We start from the raw sequence: 16,692 nt of genomic DNA on the forward strand, positions 1-16,692 counted from the left end.
CAGGCTGAACGCTTGGGCACGAGCGATTTGAATGGTGGCGCGTTCTTCAACGCTGAGTTCGGAATAAGACATAGGGGCAACACCGTACCGGAAAGGTCAGGTGTTGCACTCAGTTTTTGCCGCCGCCCTGATATTCACGGAAGGGTTTTTGGCCGTATAGGTCAAACTTGGCCTCTTCGGCCTCCTGAGTGGTTGTCCATTTTTGAGTGTGTAGGATTAGATCGGTGATGTAACCGCCGAGTTCATCCACACTTTCCCGGCTGAGCCTCATATCTACGTCATCGGGACTTTTAGGCATGACGAGGCTTAACAGCCCGTTTTGCTGGCTCGTCTGGATCATCTGGGAAACGCTAAACGACGTTTCTGGGAGTTGGTCGGGGGTAGGCCCTGCCATGAGCTGCCGGGCTTTCGTAATGGCCTCCTTCCACATGTAGAGGTAGGCCAGCTTTTTCACCTGAGCTTCTGGCTTGCTGCCGGTCCTGAGCGATTCGGTGAACTCGCTTCGGTTCAAGACGTGCCGAACGTCCTTCGGGACGCTTAGACGGACGTACCACGTTCCTGACCGTAAAAGGAGGTTTTCGCTTGCCATTTTCGTCCCTTACCGGGTGGGGTTGGATGACGAAAAAATAGCTGTTTTTGGAACTAATTTGTAGCAAGATTTTGTAGCAAAATCGCCTGATAGCCTTGTAACCATTGATTTTAAAGGGATGCAGGGTTGGATTCGGAAAGTCCCTATCTCTCCGCCATTATTGAATAAGACTAAGCCCCTGAAATGGTTAAACATTTCAGGGGCTTTTTCGTTTCTGTATATCAGTTTTGCATGCCCTAAGGCCCCGCCAGGAATGGACGGGGCTTTTTGGTTTATACGTTGCGCTCAGCGGGCGGCGACCTCTTTTACTGGGGTGTCACGGTGGGTGCTGACGATAAGGGTGATGGCGTGTAGGCAATCGGCCTTGTTGTGGTAGGCCTCGCCGCTGGCGATGGGCTCATGGTTGCCGGCTTTCAAGCGCCAGCGCCATTGGTTCAGGCCGGTCAGGCTTGTGCCAGTGGTCTGTTGGTAGATCTCAAAGTACATGGGGCTGCTCCTTGCAGTTGTTGTGGGGTGACAGGCGCCTGGCCTGTGGGAAAGAACCTTAGCTGCCGACCTCAATACGGCCAGGTCGCACCTGTTAGCAATGGTGAGGGGATATTGCCTATAAAGGTTTGAGGCAGAGGGCATATAGGGGGAAATCTCCGACAACTTCGGCGAAATGAACGCCAGAAGCGAAAAAACTGCGGGCCAATGCCCTTGCCAGCCCCGTTCGCCTGCTGCTTAATACGACGCTCCTTGGGGGTGTAATCGGCGCTGTAGAGCGGCCGGCCAAGGTTCTGATTGATAAAAACTCATATAAAAAAAGAGCAATCAATTGACCCATGCGCACGTAACAGGCCCAACCACGCCGCTGACGCTTTCTCTGGTGGTGCCGGTCTTCAACGAAGTCGAGAGCATCGACCTGTTCATCGCCCGTATCTCTGAGGTTTTTCGCAGCGAGACGCAGGTTGCGGTGGACATCGTGTTCATCAACGACGGCAGCACCGATGGCACCTTGGAGCTGTTGCTGGAACGCCAGCAGCACGACCCGCGCCTGACAATCCTCGACTTGAGCCGTAATTTCGGCAAGGAAGCGGCCCTCACTGCCGGCCTGCAATACGCCGCTGGGCAAGTGGTGGTGCCGATTGATGTCGACTTGCAAGACCCTCCCGAAGTCATCCTGCAAATGATCGCCCTGTGGCGCGAGGGCTTTGAAGTAGTGCTTGGCCACCGTGTCAGCCGCGACAGCGACTCCTGGGCCAAGCAGGTTTCGGCCAATGGTTTCTACCGCCTGCACAACCGCATCGCCGAGCAGAAGCTGCCGGAGAATGTCGGTGATTTCCGCCTGATGGACCGCTGCGTCGTCCAAGCCCTGCAATCGCTGCCCGAATCGCGACGCTTTATGAAAGGCCTGTTCGCCTGGGTCGGGTTTCGCACCACCTACGTGGACTATGTGCGCCCGGCGCGGGCGGCGGGGGCGACCAAGTTCAACGGTTGGCGGCTGTGGAATTTCGCCCTGGAAGGCATCACCAGTTTCAGCACCGAACCGTTGCGTATTTGGACTTACCTGGGCCTGGGGGTGTCGCTGATTTCCTTTGCGTTCGCCATTTTCATCGTGCTGCGGGCGTTGATCCACGGCATTGACCTGCCTGGCTACGCCTCGCTGATGGTGGCGGTGACCTTCCTCGGTGGCCTGCAATTGATCGGCATTGGCGTGCTCGGCGAGTACCTGGGGCGCACTTACATTGAATCCAAGCGGCGCCCGGTGTTCTTGGTGCGGCGTATCTACAGCACTAAGGGTTGACCGATGGACCTCAAGGAAACCGACATCCTCGGTGCGAGCATTAACCAGCACTGGTATTACCGCTCCAAGGCCCGCGCGCTGACGCGGTTTTTGCAAGGCCAACCGGCCCGGACCATTTTGGATGTGGGCGCAGGCTCCGGGTTTTTCTCCCATCACCTGCTGACCCACACCGCGGCCCAAGAGGCCTGGTGCGTGGACATCAGCTACGACGCCGAGTCCGACGCCACGGTCAGTGGCAAACCGGTGCACTACCGCATTGGCGTCGATCAGGTAGAGGCTGACCTGGTGCTGCTGATGGACGTACTCGAACACGTAGACGACGACGTTGGCCTGCTGCGCGCCTATGTGGACAAGGTGCCCTCGGGCAGCCGCTTCCTGATAAGTGTGCCGGCGTTCCAAGCCCTGTGGAGCGACCACGACGACTTCCTCGAACACAAGCGCCGCTACACCCTCAAGCACATGGAGCAGGTGGCCCGCGACGCGGGTTTGCAGGTGCGCCACGGTGCCTACTACTTTGGCTTGGTGCTGCCGATTGCCGCCGCCCTGCGCCTGATGCCCAAAGGCCAGCAACCAGGCCCGGCGCGCTCCCAGCTCAAGGCTCACCACCCGTTGGTCAACGGCATGCTTACAGCGATGTGCAGCTTGGAATTGCCCCTGATGAAAGCCAATCGCCTCGGCGGTTTGACGGTGTTCTGCCTGGCGCAGAAGCCGTGACGGGGCGCCCGGCATGAGCCGGTCGCTGCCGTTGCTGTGGCACCGCGCCCTACGGTTTGGCTTGACCGGGTTACTGGTTACTGGCCTGCATGCCATCACTGCCATCGTATTGATCGAGTGGCTGGCCCTGGCGCCGCCCTTGGCCAATGGCGTGGCCTTCGCAGTGGCGACGGTGGTTTCCTACGTGGTCAATACAACGTGGAGTTTTTCCAGCCAGTTGCATGGGCGCACTTTGCGCCGCTTTGTCTGCGTGTCGGTGGCCGGGTTCCTGCTGGCGATGCTGGTGGCCTGGGTCGCGCAGCGCTGCGGGCTCGATTATTTACTGGGCATTCTGGCCGTGGCGCTGGTGATTCCGGCGTTCACCTTTGTGCTGCATAACTTCTGGACGTACCGATGAAGGCGTTGGCCAAACACTTGGGTTTTGACGCATTGGCGCTGCTGCTGGGGGCGTTGGCGTTTTTCATGGTGGTGGGGCCGCGGGTGCTCGACCCGCAGAACATTGCCTGGCTCGCGTCGGGCGACCCGGCTACCCACTATCTGGGCTGGGAATTTTTCCGGCAGGGGCCGTGGACTTTTCCGTTGGGGCTGAACCCCGGCTATGGCCTGGAGCTGAGCAGCTCGATCATCTTTTCCGACTCCAACCCGCTGCTGGCGTTTGTCTTCAAGCCCTTTGCCAGCCTATTGCCAGCGACGTTCCAGTATTTCGGCCTCTGGCTGCTGCTGTGCTTTGCCCTGCAAGCCTGGTTCGCCTTCAAGTTGTTGGGGCATGTCACTGCCAGCCCCGTGCTGCGCCTGTTGGGGGCGGGGCTGTTCGTGTTGTCGCCGCCATTGATGCTGCGCATTGGCGGGCACTTGTCGCTGGTGGGGCATTTTCTGATCCTGGCGGGGCTGTACCTGGCGTTCCACCCGGCGTTGCGCAGGCGGCGCCTGGCCTGGGGCGCTTTGCTGGTGGTCACCGCGCTGGTGCATTCCTACCTGTTGGCGATGGTCGCGGCGTTGTGGGTCGCCGACCTGCTGGGCAAGGTTGTGCAAAAACAACTGCCACGGACCCAGGCCTGGCGTGAGCTGGCCCTGCTGTTCGCCTGCGTGGCGCTGGCCTGCTGGCAAGCGGGTTACTTCAGTGTCGGTAACGGCACGGTCAGCGGTGGCTTTGGGCTGTATCGCCTGAACTTGCTGTCGATCGTCGATTCCAGCGGTTGGTCTTATGTGCTCAAGGATTTGCCCGAAGGCGCCGGGGATTACGAAGGCTTCAACTACTTGGGGCTGGGGGCGATTTTTCTTGTCCTCTGCGCGCTCGTGCCGATGCTGCGGGGCAAGGCCCGGTTGCGCGAACTGTTCCACGGGCGCCTGATGCTGGGGCTGATGTTGCTGGCCCTGATGCTGTTCGCCATTTCCCACCAGATCGGCCTCGGTCCGTGGGCGCTGCGCCTGCCGATCCCGGGTTTTGTCGAAAACCTGGCCAACGTGTTCCGCGCCTCGGGGCGGATGTTCTGGCCGGTGTTCTACGTAATGATCTTCGCCGCCGTGTTCCTCGTGGTGCGCGGTTGCTCGCGGCGGGTGGCCACCGTGCTGCTGGCCTTGGCGCTGGTGATGCAGGTGCTGGACACCCGCGCCGGTTGGACGGGCCTGCGCCAGACCCTGATGGCCGCGCCGGCCTCGCAATGGCCCAGCCCCCTGATCGACCCGTTCTGGGAGCAGGCCGGCGCGCACTATAAAAAGGTGCGCTGGGTTCAGCCGCAAAACACCCCGCCGGCCTGGTCGGTGCTGGCCAGCTACGCCGCGGCCCATCGCATGGGCACCGACGCCGTGTACCTGGGGCGCATGAGCAAGACCGCTCTCAAGCAGATGAAGCAGAAAACCGCGACCGCCATCGCCAGCGGCCAGTACGAGGCGGATTCGCTCTACGTCCTCGACGAACCAAGCGTGCGCCAAGTGGCCAGCAGCCTGAACCGCAGCACCGACCTGTTGGCCCGCATCGACGGCTATACCGTGCTGGCGCCAGGCTGGAAGCATTGCGCCACCTGCCTGGCGGCCCCGGCCGACCTCGACCCCCACGCCCTGATGCCCACCCAGGAGGCGGCGAGCGACATCCTCGGTTTTGCCCAGGGCAACCCCGGCACCGCTTACCTGCTCAGCGGTTGGTCCGGGCCTGAAGCCTGGGGCACCTGGTCCGATGGCGACAGCGCGCAACTGCTGTTCAAACCCGCCGGCCCGGTGCGCGCCCTGCGCCTGGAAACCCGGGCACTGGTGATCCCCAGCCATCCGCACCAGGACGTGCAGTTCAGCGTCAACGACGTGCCGGTGCGCACGGTGCGGCTGATTAAATTCGACGGTAACCAGATCGACCTCGACCTGCCCGCCGCCGCCCAGCAAGCCATCGCCCGCGAAGGCGTGGTGCGCCTGGCCATGACCTTCCTCAACGCGGTCAGCCCGCAGGAGCTGGGCCTGGGCGCCGATGACCGGCGCTTGGTGCTGGGGATCAAGACACTGGCGGTGCAGTAATGGCCATCGATGCCTAGCGTTCACATAGCTGGGCGCCAGCATCGCGCTGTTTCTACACTGGGTTTTCCGGGGGCGTGGGGCTGGCGATGAACCGCAACGAACTGCGCAAAACCGACGCCTGCGCAGCCTGTTCAACGACCCGCTGTTTAACTGTGTCGGCCACCGCATGGAACCCACGGCGCGGGCCGAAGCGATCAACCAGCACCTGGCGCCGGCGCTGGATTGCGCTAAGGGGCCTTCCACCGTTGCCACAGAGTGGGAGCGAGCCTGCTCGTAATGGCGTCCTGCGCTTGCCTGCCACCGCCCCACCCCGTATACCTGTGCTCTTTCGCCACGCACCTGAAGGAGCCGCGCCATGCCTCACTTGCACCTGGAATACACCCCCAACCTGCCTCAGCTGGAGGTCGATAAGGCCTTGTTGCGCCTCAACCACACGCTGGTGGCGTCCGGGCAGTTCGGCGCGGAGTTCGATATCAAGAGCCGCGCCGTGCCGGTGGGGGCCTTTCGCGTCGGCACAGGGCTTGGCGAGCGCGGGTTTGTCGCGGTGAAACTGGCGCTGCTCAGCGGCCGCTCGCCGCAGATCAAGAAACAACTGTCCGAAAGCCTGTTGGCGGTGTTGCAGGACCTGTGCGAATGGCCGGCCCAGGTGCAGGTGCAGTTGAGCGTGGAAATCATCGACATCGACCGCGACGCCTACTCCAAGGTCGCCGTCGGTGTCTGACCTCAGATCAGGCCCCCGTCCGCGCAGGCCTTGACGATCTGCTCGCGCAGCCACTGGTTGGCGCTGCCGGGGTCGCCCCACTGCATGTACAGGTTGAACCCCGGCAAGCCGTGGGGCGCCTCGCGGCTGGCGAAGGCATCGGCGCTGGCCAGGAGGCGGTGGATGCGCCGGGGCATGGTCACCACCAGCGGGCTGTCGGCGATCATTTTCAGGGCCGCGCCGTAGCTGTTGGTTTGCGCCACGAACTGGCGCTTGTGGCCCTGGCGGGCGAGCCAGCCGTCGATCATGTTGGTGTCGGACGTCCAGGGCGTAGGGAACACGTGGCGGCGTTCGAGAAAGCCTTGCAGGCTCAGGCGCGCCTCGGCGGGCGCGGCGGCCTTGGCGAACACGCAGACCAACTCATCCTCCACCAGCACCTGGCACTTGAAATCCGGGTGCGGCGGGTGGAAGTCCGGGCCGAACCCCAGCACCAGGTCGAGGCGGCCATCGGCCAGTTCCTCGCTCGGCGCGTGGCTGTCGAGTTTGCGCACATTGATGGTCACCCTTCGTTGCTCGGCATCGAAATGGCGCAGCAGGCGCGGCAGCACCAACAGCTCGAAGTACTCCGGCGCGCACAGGTTGAAGGTCACGGCCTGCTGGCCCGGGTCATAGGCGGCCAGGCCCGAATGGCACAGGTTGATGCGCTCGATGATCTGGCGTAGCGGTTCGAGCATGGCGCTGGCTTTGAGGGTGGGCAACATGCCCGCGCGGGTACTGATGAACAATTCGTCATCGAACGCCCCGCGCAGTTTCTTCAGGCAGTAGCTGACGGTGGACTGGCTGACGTGCAGGGCCTCGGCTACGGCGGTGACGTTCTGCTGCTCATGCACGGCGATGAACACCATCAGGTCCTGCATGTCGAGTTTGCGGAGGGCGTTGCTAGTGAGCATCCATGGCTTCCCGGGCGGCACTTGCGCCCTGATGGCGCGACAGTGGCCAGAGGGTAGCGCAGCCCGGGGCGCTACGAGAATGCCTTTTTATAGGCTCACCGCAACGTTACGCCGGCTGGCCATCACCAGCGCCAGCATGCCGGCGCCCACCAGCACGGCGCCCAGCCACTCCAGCGGTAGCGGCGCCTGCTGCAACCGCAGCCAATTGAACAACGTCAGCAGCAGGGTGCTCAGGTAGATGTAGGAAATCACTGTGGCCGGGGCGATCACGCCGATGGCGCGGTGCAACAACCAGAACGTGCCGAGGGTGGCGAACAACGCCAGGTACAGCAGCCACAGGCCATCGCCCAGGGTCAGTTGGGTGGCACTGCGCCAACCTCCGTTTTGCAGGCACAGGGCGAACAGGAACAGCGCACCGAACAGCATGTTCCAGAACGTCATCGCCACCGGCCCACGGCCCTGGAGTGCACCCGCCTTGAAGCGTTGGCTCAGGGGCGAATACAGCGCCATCGCCAGGCAACCGGCGCCGTATACCAGCACCGGGTACAGCGACGGCCACTGCCCGGGGCCGCCGCCCTTGAGGATCAGCAGCACCGCCCCCAACGCCGCCACCAGCATCGGCACCAGGCGCCTCCTCGCGTGGGTGCCCGGAATCAACAGCACCTCGCACAGCAGCGTCAACAAGGGCACCAGGGTGAACAAGGTGCCGGTATTGGCCGCCGAGGCATACCGCAGCGCCTCGAACAACGTGCCGAAATACACCGCCAGCAACAGCCCCAGCACCCCGTGGCTGGCCGTGGCGCGCCACGTCAGGCGCGCGGCGCCTTGCCACAGCAGCATCGGCAGGAACAACAACGCCGACAGCAACAGGCGCAATGCGGTGAGGAGGATAGGGTCCACGCTTTGCCCGACCTGCGCTGCGGCAAAAAACGACGCGGCGATCAATACGGACCAGGCCAGCATGCCGACATGGGCCGAAGTGAAACTGATGTGCTTCATGAAGTAAGCCTTGAATGAGAAGGCGCCGATTAGGCGACGCCCCGCAGCGCCGGGCAAATCAGAAAGTCTGGGGTGCTATCGAGAAAATGGGTTGCGGTGTATTCCTTGGTCTGAATGTTTAGTCCAGACATCAGCAAAGTTCTTCAAGTATGAATTTAACGAACTATCGCCCCGTGTGACGCTGCGGGCCTTCTGTTGCCCTTGGTTGCTCCCATGGACGCTTGGTTCGTCGCACTGCAATCCCCGGCCCCTGGCGCGTGTTCGCCTGGGGCGGTGCCTGCGTCGTGCCTGTGCGCCTTGCCCTCGCAATTGGCTTTTTGGGCGCTGTGGCATTGCCGCCATGCGCGCCCGCCGGATGCCTGCCGTTCCCGTTGACCTGCGGCCAGCCCCTCGTGCTGGCCAGACGCGAACCCATGAGAGCCTCCCAATGAGCGTTGCCCCCACCCTGTTTGCTAGCCGCGAAGAAGCCCAGTCATTCCTCGACCACAACCCCGATATCGAACTGTTCGAGCTGTTCATCCTCGACAGCAACGGCGTGCCCCGGGGCAAGCTGCTGCATCGCGATGAACTGCTGGCGGTGTACGACAGCGGCCGGCCGTTGCCCAGCACCATCCTGGGCCTGACGATTAATGGCGATGACGTAGAGGATTCCGGCCTGGTGTGGGACGTGGGCGATATCGACTGCCGCGCCTATCCGCTACCGGGCAGCTTGCAGCGCCTGCCGTGGCGCCTGCTGCCGACGGCGGCGGTGCAGGTCAGCATGCATCCCCGGGAGGGGCTGCCGGCGGCCGTGGCTGACCCGCGCCATGTGCTGGCGCGGGTGATCGATGGCCTCAAGGCCGATGGCTATTACCCGGTGATGGCGGCGGAACTGGAGTTCTACCTGCTCGATAGCCAGCGCGATGCCCAGGGCCGCCCGCAACCGGCGCTGGATGCCGACGGCGGGCGCCCCCGAGCGACCCAGGTGTATGGCCTGCGGGAGTTGGAGCAGATCGAACCCTTCCTCGCCGACCTCTACACCGCCTGCAAACTGCAAGGCATTCCGGCGCGCACGGCGATCTCCGAATACGCCCCAGGCCAGGTCGAGATCACCCTGCAGCACCGCGACGACGCCCTGCAAGCCATGGACGACGCGGTGCGCTACAAACGCCTGGTCAAAGGCGTGGCCCACAAGCACGGAATGACCGCGTGTTTTATGGCCAAGCCGTTCGATGACCTGGCCGGCACGGGCATGCACCTGCACGTGAGCCTGGCGGATGAACACGGCCACAACCTGTTCGCCAGCGAAGCCCTCGATGGCACGCCGCTGCTGCGCCACGCGGTGGGCGGCATGCTCGCCACCTTGCTCGACTCCTTGCTGCTGTTCTGCCCCAACGCCAACTCCTACCGGCGCTTCCAGAGCAACAGCTACGCGCCGCTGGCCGCCACCTGGGGCGTGGACAACCGCACCGTCAGCCTGCGGGTACCTGGTGGGCCGGCGTTTTCCCGGCACATCGAACACCGCATCTGCGGTGCCGACGCCAACCCCTACCTGGCGGCAGCGGCGATCCTCGCCGGCATCCATCACGGCATCCGCCAGCGCCTCGACCCTGGCGCGCCGGTGGAAGGCAACGGCTACGCCCAGGCCAAAGAGCTGCTGCCCACCGATTGGCTGACCACCCTGCGCGCCCTCGAAGGTTCGGCCTGGGCCCGGGAAGCCTTGGGCGCGGAGTTTTTGCGGGTGTACCTGGCGGTCAAACGGGCCGAGTACCGCCAGTTCATGGGGCAAGTGGGCGAGCAGGATTGGCGCTGGTACCTGCACCAGGCCTGAGGCGCCAAACCTTCGTTAAAAAGCCGCCAGGGCAAAATACTGGCGGCTTAATTATTCCTTACTATCTTTTTCACGAAACATTGATGATTGCCTGCTTAAAGTTCGTGCTGTCGTAGCCCGTGATTATGTTTGTTGCGCGCAGGCGGCACTTCTTTCAAGGAATAAGCAGATCATCATGTCAACGACTAAAGCCGTGCGCCCGGAATGGGTGACGTTGGTTGCCAGTGCCTTTTTATTAGTGGCCTTCAACATTACGTTATGGCAGCACCTGTTCGCGATTACCGCCACGGGCGGCCAGGGTTTTGGCCTGCGCGTGGCGTTCGGGGTGATGATCGTATTTGCGTTTAACCTGGTGCTGACGTTGTTGGCGTTTCGTTATGTATTTAAGCCGCTGTTGATTCTGTTATTCATGATTAGCGCTGGCGTGGCCTATTTTATGGCGCAATACGGGGTGTTGATCGATACCGGCATGGTACGTAACTTTGCCCAGACCAATGCCACGGAAGTGCGTGACTTACTGTCCTGGAAGTGGCTGGCTTATATAGTGGGCTTGGGTGTAATACCGTCGCTGATCGTGTGGAAACTTCCAATTAGTTATCGCCCCTGGCCCCGCGAGTTGTTGTTTAAGTTGCTGGCAGGTGTCGTGTCGATGGCAGTGATTGGTGGCGTGGCGTTGGTCAACTATCAGGGCCTGTCGTCGCTGTTTCGCAACCACCACGAACTGCGCCTGATGCTGGTGCCGAGCAACTACATAGGCGCTGCGGCGGGGCTGCTGCGCGAGCAAGCGGCGGCGGCCGGCCGGCCTTTTGTGGCCATCGGCGAAGACGCGCTAAAGAACCCCACCTGGCAAACCCACGGCCGTAAATCGCTGACGGTGTTGGTGGTGGGCGAGAGCGCCCGGGCGCAGAACTTCGGCATCCTCGGCTACGAGCGCGATACCACCCCGCAACTGAACAAGGAGAGTGGGTTGATCGCCTTTACCGACGTGCGCTCCTGTGGCACCGAGACAGCGGTGTCGGTGCCGTGCATGTTCTCCAACATGGGCCGCAAGGGCTACGACGCCAGCCAGGCGAAAAACCAGGAAGGCCTGCTGGACGTGCTCAAGCGCGCCGGGCTGGAGGTGATCTGGCGCGACAACCAGTCCGGCTGCAAGGGCACGTGCGACCGGGTCACCCTGCAAGATGTCAGCAACCTCAAGGACCCGCAGTTGTGCGCCAACAGCGAGTGCAGCGACGAAATCCTCCTGCAAGGCTTGCAGCAACTGATCGACAGCCTGGCCAAGGACACCGTGCTGGTGCTGCACCAAATGGGCAGCCACGGCCCGGAATACTTCAAGCGCTACCCCAAGGCCTACGAGCGTTTCACCCCGGTGTGCGAAAGCAATGCGCTGAACAATTGCAGCCGCGAAAGCATCGTCAATGGCTACGACAACACCCTGGTCTACACCGACCACGTGCTGGCGACCCTGATCGACCTGCTGCGGCGCAACCAGGACAAGGTCGATACCGCCATGCTGTACCTCTCCGACCACGGTGAGTCGCTGGGCGAGTACAACCTGTTCCTCCATGGCACGCCCTACATGCTGGCGCCGGACCAGCAAAAACACGTGGCGATGCTGGCTTGGTTCTCCGACAGCTACCAAAAGAGCTTTGCGCTGGACACCCACTGCCTGCAGTTGAGCCGCGACAAACCTTTGAGCCAGGACAACCTGTTCCATTCCATGCTGGGCCTTTTGGAGGTCAGCACCCAGGTGTACGACGGCAAGCTCGACCTGTTCGCCGGGTGCCGCACGCCGGTGCTCGATGGCGTGCTGGCCGGCGCAGGGTTGCGCAGCGACCCCAAAGCATCCGGCAACACCGCGTACTCAGGCCCTGAGAAGCCTGGGAGTGCTGCGCGGGCAAGCCCTCTTGTTACGACAAAGCACATGCGCTCACCTTTTTTTCACCTGCCAGCGGCTAACCTGCCGCTTCCATGACCCTTACCTTCGAGTGTTGGCTTGATGTCATCGCAGTCACCTTCCACCGTTGAGCATGAATTCGCCGAGCGTTACGAGCGCGAGCACGCCAGCACCTGCCTGGAGGCCCGGCCGCTGGGCCTGGGCCAGCGCCTGGCGCAATGGCGTGACGAACAACGGGTGCGTGGCGCACTCAAGGCTGCCGGGGAGCCGGGGTTGATCCTGGACGTGGCCTGTGGCGCGGGGCTGTTCTGGCCGGTGCTGGCCGAGCACGGCAACCGGGTGATCCTGGCGGCCGACAACTCCCCGCAGATGCTCGACCACGCGCCCATCCACCACCCGCGTGAAGTGCTGGCGCGGGTCAAGACCTTCCACAGTTCGGCCTTCAGCCTCGGCCTATCGGCCAATGCCGTCGATTGCATCTTCTGCATGCGCCTCTACGCCCACATGCTCAACGGCGAGCATCGCCTGGCCTTGCTGCGCGAATTCCACCGGGTCAGCCGTGACACGGTGATTGTTTGCGTGCGCCTGCTGGGGGGCCTTGACCTGGGCCGCGTACGCGATGAAAACCCCTTGCAGGGCAGCAAAAACCACATCGAAAAGGAATTCAGACAAGCGGGATTCGACATCGTCAGTCATCAGGATTTTTTCCCCGGCCTCGCCTTGTCGCGGGTTTATGTCCTGAGGAAGGCCAGTTAGGGCTGGCTTGTAGGTCTATTCTTCAGCTCTTGAAGGTTTTTTCCTTTGCGCACAGCTGTAGTTCAGGCGCGGAAATCCCCGGGGGCGATATATACTGCGCGCCATTCTTCAAGGGAGAGCCGTGTGGCCATCGATATTCACTGGATTCGCGACAACGATAGCCTCGGTCGTTTCTGTACACAGTGGCAGGCACTGCCCTTCGTCGCCCTCGACACCGAATTCATGCGGGTCGACACCTTCTACCCCATCGCCGGCCTGTTGCAGATCGGCGACGGCGAGCGCGCCTACCTGATCGACCCGTTGACCATCGACAACTGGCAGCCCCTGGCGGCATTGCTGGAAAACCCGGCGGTGACCAAGGTGCTGCACGCCTGCAGCGAAGACCTGGAAGTGCTGTTGCGCCTGACCGGCAGCCTGCCGGCGCCGCTATTCGACACCCAATTGGCCGCCGCTTACCTCAACCTGGGCTTCTCCATGGGTTACTCGCGCCTGGTCCAGGAAGTGCTGGGCATTGAGCTGCCCAAGGGCGAAACCCGCTCTGACTGGTTGCGCCGGCCGTTGTCGGAGACGCAAATCAGCTACGCCGCCGAAGATGCCGTGCATCTGGCCGAGGTTTACAACCACCTGCGGCCCAAGCTGTCGGACGACAAGCACGCCTGGGTCCTGGAGGATGGCGCCGAACTGGTGGCCAACCTGCGCCGCGAAACCGACCCCTACGAGGTCTATCGCGAGGCCAAGCTGGCCTGGAAGCTGTCCCGCGCCCAATTGGCGGTGTTGCGTGAGCTGTGCGCCTGGCGCGAGCAAGAGGCCCGCGCCCGGGACCTGCCGCGCAACCGCATCATCCGCGAGCACGCCCTGTGGCCATTGGCGCGCACCCAGCCCGACAACCTCTCGGCGCTGGCGAAAATCGACGACATGCACCCGCGCACCGTGCGCCAGGACGGCCAGTTCCTGCTCGACCTCATCCAGCGCTTCGCCAACCTGCCGCCCGAGCAATGGCCACCGGCCGTGCCCGAGCCGCTGCCGGTGGAAGCCGCCGCCTTGGTCAAGCGCCTGCGCGCCTTGGGCCAGAGCGAGGCCGAGCGCCTGGATATCGCCCCGGAGCTGATGCTGCGCAAGAAAACCCTCGAAGCGCTGATTAAAAGCGGCTTCCCCCAGGGCCCTTATCAATTGCCCGATTCCCTGCGTGGCTGGCGCCGCGAATTGATGGGCCAGGCCCTGCTCGACAGCCTGGCCACCGCCGGAGAACAGCCTTGAAACGTATTTGCTCCATCTACCGCAGCCTGAAGAAAAACGAGATGTACCTTTACGTGCTCAAAAGCGATGCCCTGGAGCGTGTGCCGGAAAACCTCTTGGCCGCGTTCGGCAAGCCGCACCACGCCTTCGACCTGGTGCTGAGCCCGCAGCGCGCGCTGTCGCGCGAAGACATCCATGTGGTGCTGGCGAACCTGGAATCCCAGGGTTACCACCTGCAAATGCCGCCCGCCGAAGACGAGTACATCGAGCACTTGCCCGAAGAGCTGCTGCGGCGCAATGACCCGGTGTGATCGCTAAGTGCCCTGCCAGGGGCGCTGTTATCCGTTGGATGCACATTTTTGCCAGGGGGGCGGGGCTGTCGGGAATCGACGGCCGCGGCCCCGAGCCCTGTTTTTGAAAGGTTTGAACCATGCGCGTTCTGATTGCTGAACACGACCACGCCCTCTACGCCCAACTGCTGCGCGCCGCCGCGCCCGACCTTGAGGTGCTGACCAGCGGCGATTCCGCCGAACTGGCCAGCCTGGCGGCCGACTGCCCGGTGTGGTTGGGCCAGCCCGACCTGTTGGCGACCCTGCTGCGCCAGGGCCACCACCCACAATGGCTGCAATCGACCTGGGCGGGCATCACGCCGCTGCTGGCCGACGGCTTGCCGCGCGACTATCGCCTAACCCGGGCGGTGGGGATTTTCGGCCAGGTCATGGCCGAATACGTGCTCACCTACATGCTCGGCCACGAGCGCGAAGTGCTGGCGCGCCTGGTCAGCCAGGTGGAGCGCAAGTGGGACGGGCGCCTGGGCCAGAGCCTGGCCGGGCGCAAGGCGTTGATCGTCGGCACCGGCGACATCGGCAGTTGTGTGGCGCAGTTTTTGGTGCCTTTTGGCGTGCAGTTGTACGGCATCGCCAGCAGCGCCCGCGAGCAGGCGCCGTTTATTGAAGTGGCGGCGCTGGAAGATTTGCCGCGGCTGGTGGGGCAGGTGGATTACGTGATTAACCTGCTGCCCAACACTCCCCACACCCACGACCTGTACAACGCCGCGCTGTTCAAGCAGTTCAAGCCCACGGCGCTGTTCATCAACGCCGGGCGCGGCGTGGCGGTGGTGGACGCCGACCTGGTCGAGGCCCTCAAGGAAGGGCACCTGGCCGGTGCAGTGATCGACGTCTGCCGCCAGGAACCGCTGCCCCAGCGCCATCCCTTCTGGACAGCCTGGGGCCTGCTGCTGACCGGCCACAGCTCCGCGCCCACTTCACCGCCGTTGCTGGTGCAGTTGTTCGTCGAAAACCTGCGTGCCTATCAGGCCCAGCAAGCCTTGCGCGGGGAAGTGGATTTCGCCCGGGGCTATTGAGCGGGCGTTGTCGCGGGTGGCTCCCACAGGTCTGTCAGCCTTAAAGGCTGAAATCCCCTTCCGCCGCCAACTCGCTCAGCGGGCGGCGGGGGCTTGGGGTTTCCTGGGCCTGTAGGTAGTCGGCCAGGGTGGCCTTGTCGCCGAGTTTGCCGATGGCCACGGCGGCGTGCAGGGCGTAGCCCTCGGGGATGTTCAGCTCCTTACGGGTCAAGTCTTGGTCGAACCCGGCCATGCCGTGGGTGTGCCAGCCGCTCAGGCTTGCTTGCAACGCCAGGTGGCCCCAGGCCGAGCCGGTGTCGAAGGTGTGCCACAGGGCCGGGGTTTCTTCGCTGGCGCCGGGGGCGGTGAAGGTGGTTTTCGAGATCACGATCACCAGGGCCGAGGCGTGTTGCGCCCAACTGCGGTTGAATTCGTTGAGCAGGCCCAGGTAGCGCTCCCAGTTCGGCGTGTCGCGGCGTGCATACAAAAAGCGCCACGGCTGCGAGTTGTAGGCCGAAGGCGCCCAGCGCGCGGCTTCAAAGAAGCTCAGCAGGTTTTCTTGGGGAATGCTCTCGCCGGTAAAGGCCCGGGGCGACCAGCGTTCGATGAATTGCGGGTGGATGGCGTAGTCGGCAACGCGAGGGTTAGCGCTCATGCAGGGTTCCTGGCTAGGTCAATGAATACGGATAAAAACCGGCGGGCGCAGATAGGCTGGGCGATGGGTTTTTGGCGGGGTTTACAGCGCGGCGCAGGCAACGCGGTCGAGCGTTAATGGCCTGCGGCCAGCGCCTAAAGCTACTGGGCGAGGGGCAAACTGACAAGCCTGGCGCTACCAGCAGTCGCCCGCCCTTGGCCCACCGCCCCCTTGGCACTAGACTGGCGGCCTTTTCACTGCGCTGATGTTGAACTGCGAACCATGGCTGCCAACGTAGAACCCTTCTGGACCCGCAAAACCCTCGAACAACTCGACCCGCAGGAGTGGGAATCGTTGTGCGACGGCTGTGGCCTGTGCTGCCTGCAAAAGCTCGAGGATGAAGAGGACAACAGCGTCTATTACACGCGAATTGCCTGCAAGTTGTTGGACCTGAACACCTGCCAGTGCAGTGACTACCCCAACCGCCGCGACACGGTGCCCGATTGCATCCAGCTCACCCCGGGCAAGGCCGACCAGTTCACCTGGCTGCCGCCGACCTGCGGCTACCGCTTGGTCAGCGAGGGCAAGGACCTGCCGCGCTGGCATCACCTGGTGTGCGGTGACCGCGACGCGGTGCACCACGAACGTATTTCCCAGTCCGGGCGCATGCTGGCCGAAGGCAGCGTGGCCGAGGACGATTGGGAAGACCACCTGATTTTTCGCGCAGGCTGAGGCCCCACGGCCCGGCGGCGCAATTGTTGAACCACGAGGGACTGT

Annotated in this window: 17 protein-coding genes; 12 read left to right on the forward strand and 5 right to left on the reverse strand. The window is 63.0% G+C overall.

What is annotated here, in order from left to right; all coding sequences use genetic code 11:
* Window positions 1–109 precede the first annotated feature (109 nt).
* Together AC19YR_RS01450 and AC19YR_RS01455 are read right to left on the reverse strand one after the other, a co-directional pair.
* On the reverse strand, window positions 110–589 hold the full coding sequence (locus AC19YR_RS01450; RefSeq protein ID WP_500596869.1) for a DUF6538 domain-containing protein: 480 nt from the start codon (window positions 587–589) through the stop codon (window positions 110–112).
* Window positions 590–874: 285 nt separating this feature from the next.
* Window positions 875–1,075, reverse strand: a complete 201-nt coding sequence (locus tag AC19YR_RS01455) for a YegP family protein (RefSeq protein WP_095107202.1) — start codon at window positions 1,073–1,075, stop codon at window positions 875–877.
* A gap of 331 nt (window positions 1,076–1,406) precedes the next feature.
* Between AC19YR_RS01455 and AC19YR_RS01460 the strand changes: the two genes are divergently transcribed.
* From AC19YR_RS01460 to AC19YR_RS01480, 5 genes are all read left to right on the forward strand, one after another.
* Window positions 1,407–2,375: a glycosyltransferase family 2 protein gene (locus AC19YR_RS01460; RefSeq protein ID WP_095107204.1), complete on the forward strand. Its 969-nt coding sequence runs from the start codon at window positions 1,407–1,409 to the stop codon at window positions 2,373–2,375.
* Between the two features lie 3 nt (window positions 2,376–2,378).
* Window positions 2,379–3,089: a class I SAM-dependent methyltransferase gene (locus tag AC19YR_RS01465; protein ID WP_095107206.1), complete on the forward strand. Its 711-nt coding sequence runs from the start codon at window positions 2,379–2,381 to the stop codon at window positions 3,087–3,089.
* A gap of 13 nt (window positions 3,090–3,102) precedes the next feature.
* Window positions 3,103–3,486, forward strand: a complete 384-nt coding sequence (locus AC19YR_RS01470; RefSeq protein WP_095107208.1) for a GtrA family protein — start codon at window positions 3,103–3,105, stop codon at window positions 3,484–3,486.
* On the forward strand, window positions 3,483–5,591 hold the full coding sequence (locus tag AC19YR_RS01475; RefSeq protein WP_500596870.1) for a DUF6311 domain-containing protein: 2,109 nt from the start codon (window positions 3,483–3,485) through the stop codon (window positions 5,589–5,591). Before AC19YR_RS01470 ends, AC19YR_RS01475 begins: the two co-directional genes overlap by 4 nt.
* 355 nt (window positions 5,592–5,946) lie before the next feature.
* Entirely contained in the window at window positions 5,947–6,312 is a 366-nt protein-coding gene (locus AC19YR_RS01480) for a 5-carboxymethyl-2-hydroxymuconate Delta-isomerase (protein ID WP_095107212.1), read from the forward strand.
* Between the two features lie 2 nt (window positions 6,313–6,314).
* Here the strand turns inward: AC19YR_RS01480 and AC19YR_RS01485 are convergent, their stop codons facing one another.
* Together AC19YR_RS01485 and AC19YR_RS01490 are read right to left on the reverse strand one after the other, a co-directional pair.
* Window positions 6,315–7,241, reverse strand: coding sequence for a LysR family transcriptional regulator (locus AC19YR_RS01485; protein ID WP_095107214.1), 927 nt, complete (start codon window positions 7,239–7,241; stop codon window positions 6,315–6,317).
* Between the two features lie 87 nt (window positions 7,242–7,328).
* Window positions 7,329–8,240 (reverse strand): DMT family transporter, encoded by a 912-nt coding sequence (locus AC19YR_RS01490; protein ID WP_500596873.1) that lies wholly within the window; start codon window positions 8,238–8,240, stop codon window positions 7,329–7,331.
* A gap of 427 nt (window positions 8,241–8,667) precedes the next feature.
* On the opposite strand from AC19YR_RS01490, the gene AC19YR_RS01495 reads away from it, so the two are divergent.
* From AC19YR_RS01495 to AC19YR_RS01520, 6 genes are all read left to right on the forward strand, one after another.
* Window positions 8,668–10,050 (forward strand): glutamine synthetase family protein, encoded by a 1,383-nt coding sequence (locus AC19YR_RS01495; RefSeq protein ID WP_095107218.1) that lies wholly within the window; start codon window positions 8,668–8,670, stop codon window positions 10,048–10,050.
* Between the two features lie 175 nt (window positions 10,051–10,225).
* Entirely contained in the window at window positions 10,226–12,025 is a 1,800-nt protein-coding gene (locus AC19YR_RS01500; RefSeq protein WP_500596874.1) for a phosphoethanolamine transferase, read from the forward strand.
* A gap of 24 nt (window positions 12,026–12,049) precedes the next feature.
* The gene (locus AC19YR_RS01505; RefSeq protein ID WP_095107222.1) at window positions 12,050–12,703 is read left to right on the forward strand and encodes a class I SAM-dependent methyltransferase; all 654 of its coding nucleotides are present in this window, start codon (window positions 12,050–12,052) and stop codon (window positions 12,701–12,703) included.
* A 123-nt stretch (window positions 12,704–12,826) separates the two neighbouring features.
* Complete coding sequence (gene rnd, locus AC19YR_RS01510) at window positions 12,827–13,960, forward strand: ribonuclease D (protein WP_500596876.1); 1,134 nt, start codon at window positions 12,827–12,829, stop codon at window positions 13,958–13,960.
* Window positions 13,957–14,250, forward strand: coding sequence for a YcgL domain-containing protein (locus AC19YR_RS01515; RefSeq protein ID WP_095107227.1), 294 nt, complete (start codon window positions 13,957–13,959; stop codon window positions 14,248–14,250). The genes rnd and AC19YR_RS01515 overlap by 4 nt, the downstream gene beginning before the upstream one ends.
* A 119-nt stretch (window positions 14,251–14,369) precedes the next feature.
* Window positions 14,370–15,302, forward strand: coding sequence for a D-2-hydroxyacid dehydrogenase (locus AC19YR_RS01520; RefSeq protein ID WP_095107229.1), 933 nt, complete (start codon window positions 14,370–14,372; stop codon window positions 15,300–15,302).
* 40 nt (window positions 15,303–15,342) lie between these two features.
* Here the strand turns inward: AC19YR_RS01520 and AC19YR_RS01525 are convergent, their stop codons facing one another.
* Entirely contained in the window at window positions 15,343–15,936 is a 594-nt protein-coding gene (locus tag AC19YR_RS01525; RefSeq protein ID WP_500596877.1) for a nitroreductase family protein, read from the reverse strand.
* 261 nt (window positions 15,937–16,197) lie between these two features.
* On the opposite strand from AC19YR_RS01525, the gene AC19YR_RS01530 reads away from it, so the two are divergent.
* Window positions 16,198–16,647: a YcgN family cysteine cluster protein gene (locus AC19YR_RS01530; RefSeq protein WP_095107234.1), complete on the forward strand. Its 450-nt coding sequence runs from the start codon at window positions 16,198–16,200 to the stop codon at window positions 16,645–16,647.
* The last annotated feature ends 45 nt before the right edge of the window (window positions 16,648–16,692 follow it).

Source organism: Pseudomonas sp. MF08817 (assembly GCF_059862705.1).

What these genes read in the sequence shown, in the direction of transcription:
- AC19YR_RS01450 (WP_500596869.1), bottom strand. Translation starts at nt 589, where the DNA reads ATGGCAAGCGAAAACCTCCTTTTACGGTCAGGAACGTGGTACGTCCGT.
- AC19YR_RS01455 (WP_095107202.1), bottom strand. Translation starts at nt 1,075, where the DNA reads ATGTACTTTGAGATCTACCAACAGACCACTGGCACAAGCCTGACCGGC.
- AC19YR_RS01465 (WP_095107206.1), top strand. Translation starts at nt 2,379, where the DNA reads ATGGACCTCAAGGAAACCGACATCCTCGGTGCGAGCATTAACCAGCAC.
- AC19YR_RS01470 (WP_095107208.1), top strand. Translation starts at nt 3,103, where the DNA reads ATGAGCCGGTCGCTGCCGTTGCTGTGGCACCGCGCCCTACGGTTTGGC.
- AC19YR_RS01475 (WP_500596870.1), top strand. Translation starts at nt 3,483, where the DNA reads ATGAAGGCGTTGGCCAAACACTTGGGTTTTGACGCATTGGCGCTGCTG.
- AC19YR_RS01480 (WP_095107212.1), top strand. Translation starts at nt 5,947, where the DNA reads ATGCCTCACTTGCACCTGGAATACACCCCCAACCTGCCTCAGCTGGAG.
- AC19YR_RS01485 (WP_095107214.1), bottom strand. Translation starts at nt 7,241, where the DNA reads ATGCTCACTAGCAACGCCCTCCGCAAACTCGACATGCAGGACCTGATG.
- AC19YR_RS01490 (WP_500596873.1), bottom strand. Translation starts at nt 8,240, where the DNA reads ATGAAGCACATCAGTTTCACTTCGGCCCATGTCGGCATGCTGGCCTGG.
- AC19YR_RS01495 (WP_095107218.1), top strand. Translation starts at nt 8,668, where the DNA reads ATGAGCGTTGCCCCCACCCTGTTTGCTAGCCGCGAAGAAGCCCAGTCA.
- AC19YR_RS01500 (WP_500596874.1), top strand. Translation starts at nt 10,226, where the DNA reads ATGTCAACGACTAAAGCCGTGCGCCCGGAATGGGTGACGTTGGTTGCC.
- AC19YR_RS01505 (WP_095107222.1), top strand. Translation starts at nt 12,050, where the DNA reads ATGTCATCGCAGTCACCTTCCACCGTTGAGCATGAATTCGCCGAGCGT.
- AC19YR_RS01520 (WP_095107229.1), top strand. Translation starts at nt 14,370, where the DNA reads ATGCGCGTTCTGATTGCTGAACACGACCACGCCCTCTACGCCCAACTG.
- AC19YR_RS01525 (WP_500596877.1), bottom strand. Translation starts at nt 15,936, where the DNA reads ATGAGCGCTAACCCTCGCGTTGCCGACTACGCCATCCACCCGCAATTC.
- AC19YR_RS01530 (WP_095107234.1), top strand. Translation starts at nt 16,198, where the DNA reads ATGGCTGCCAACGTAGAACCCTTCTGGACCCGCAAAACCCTCGAACAA.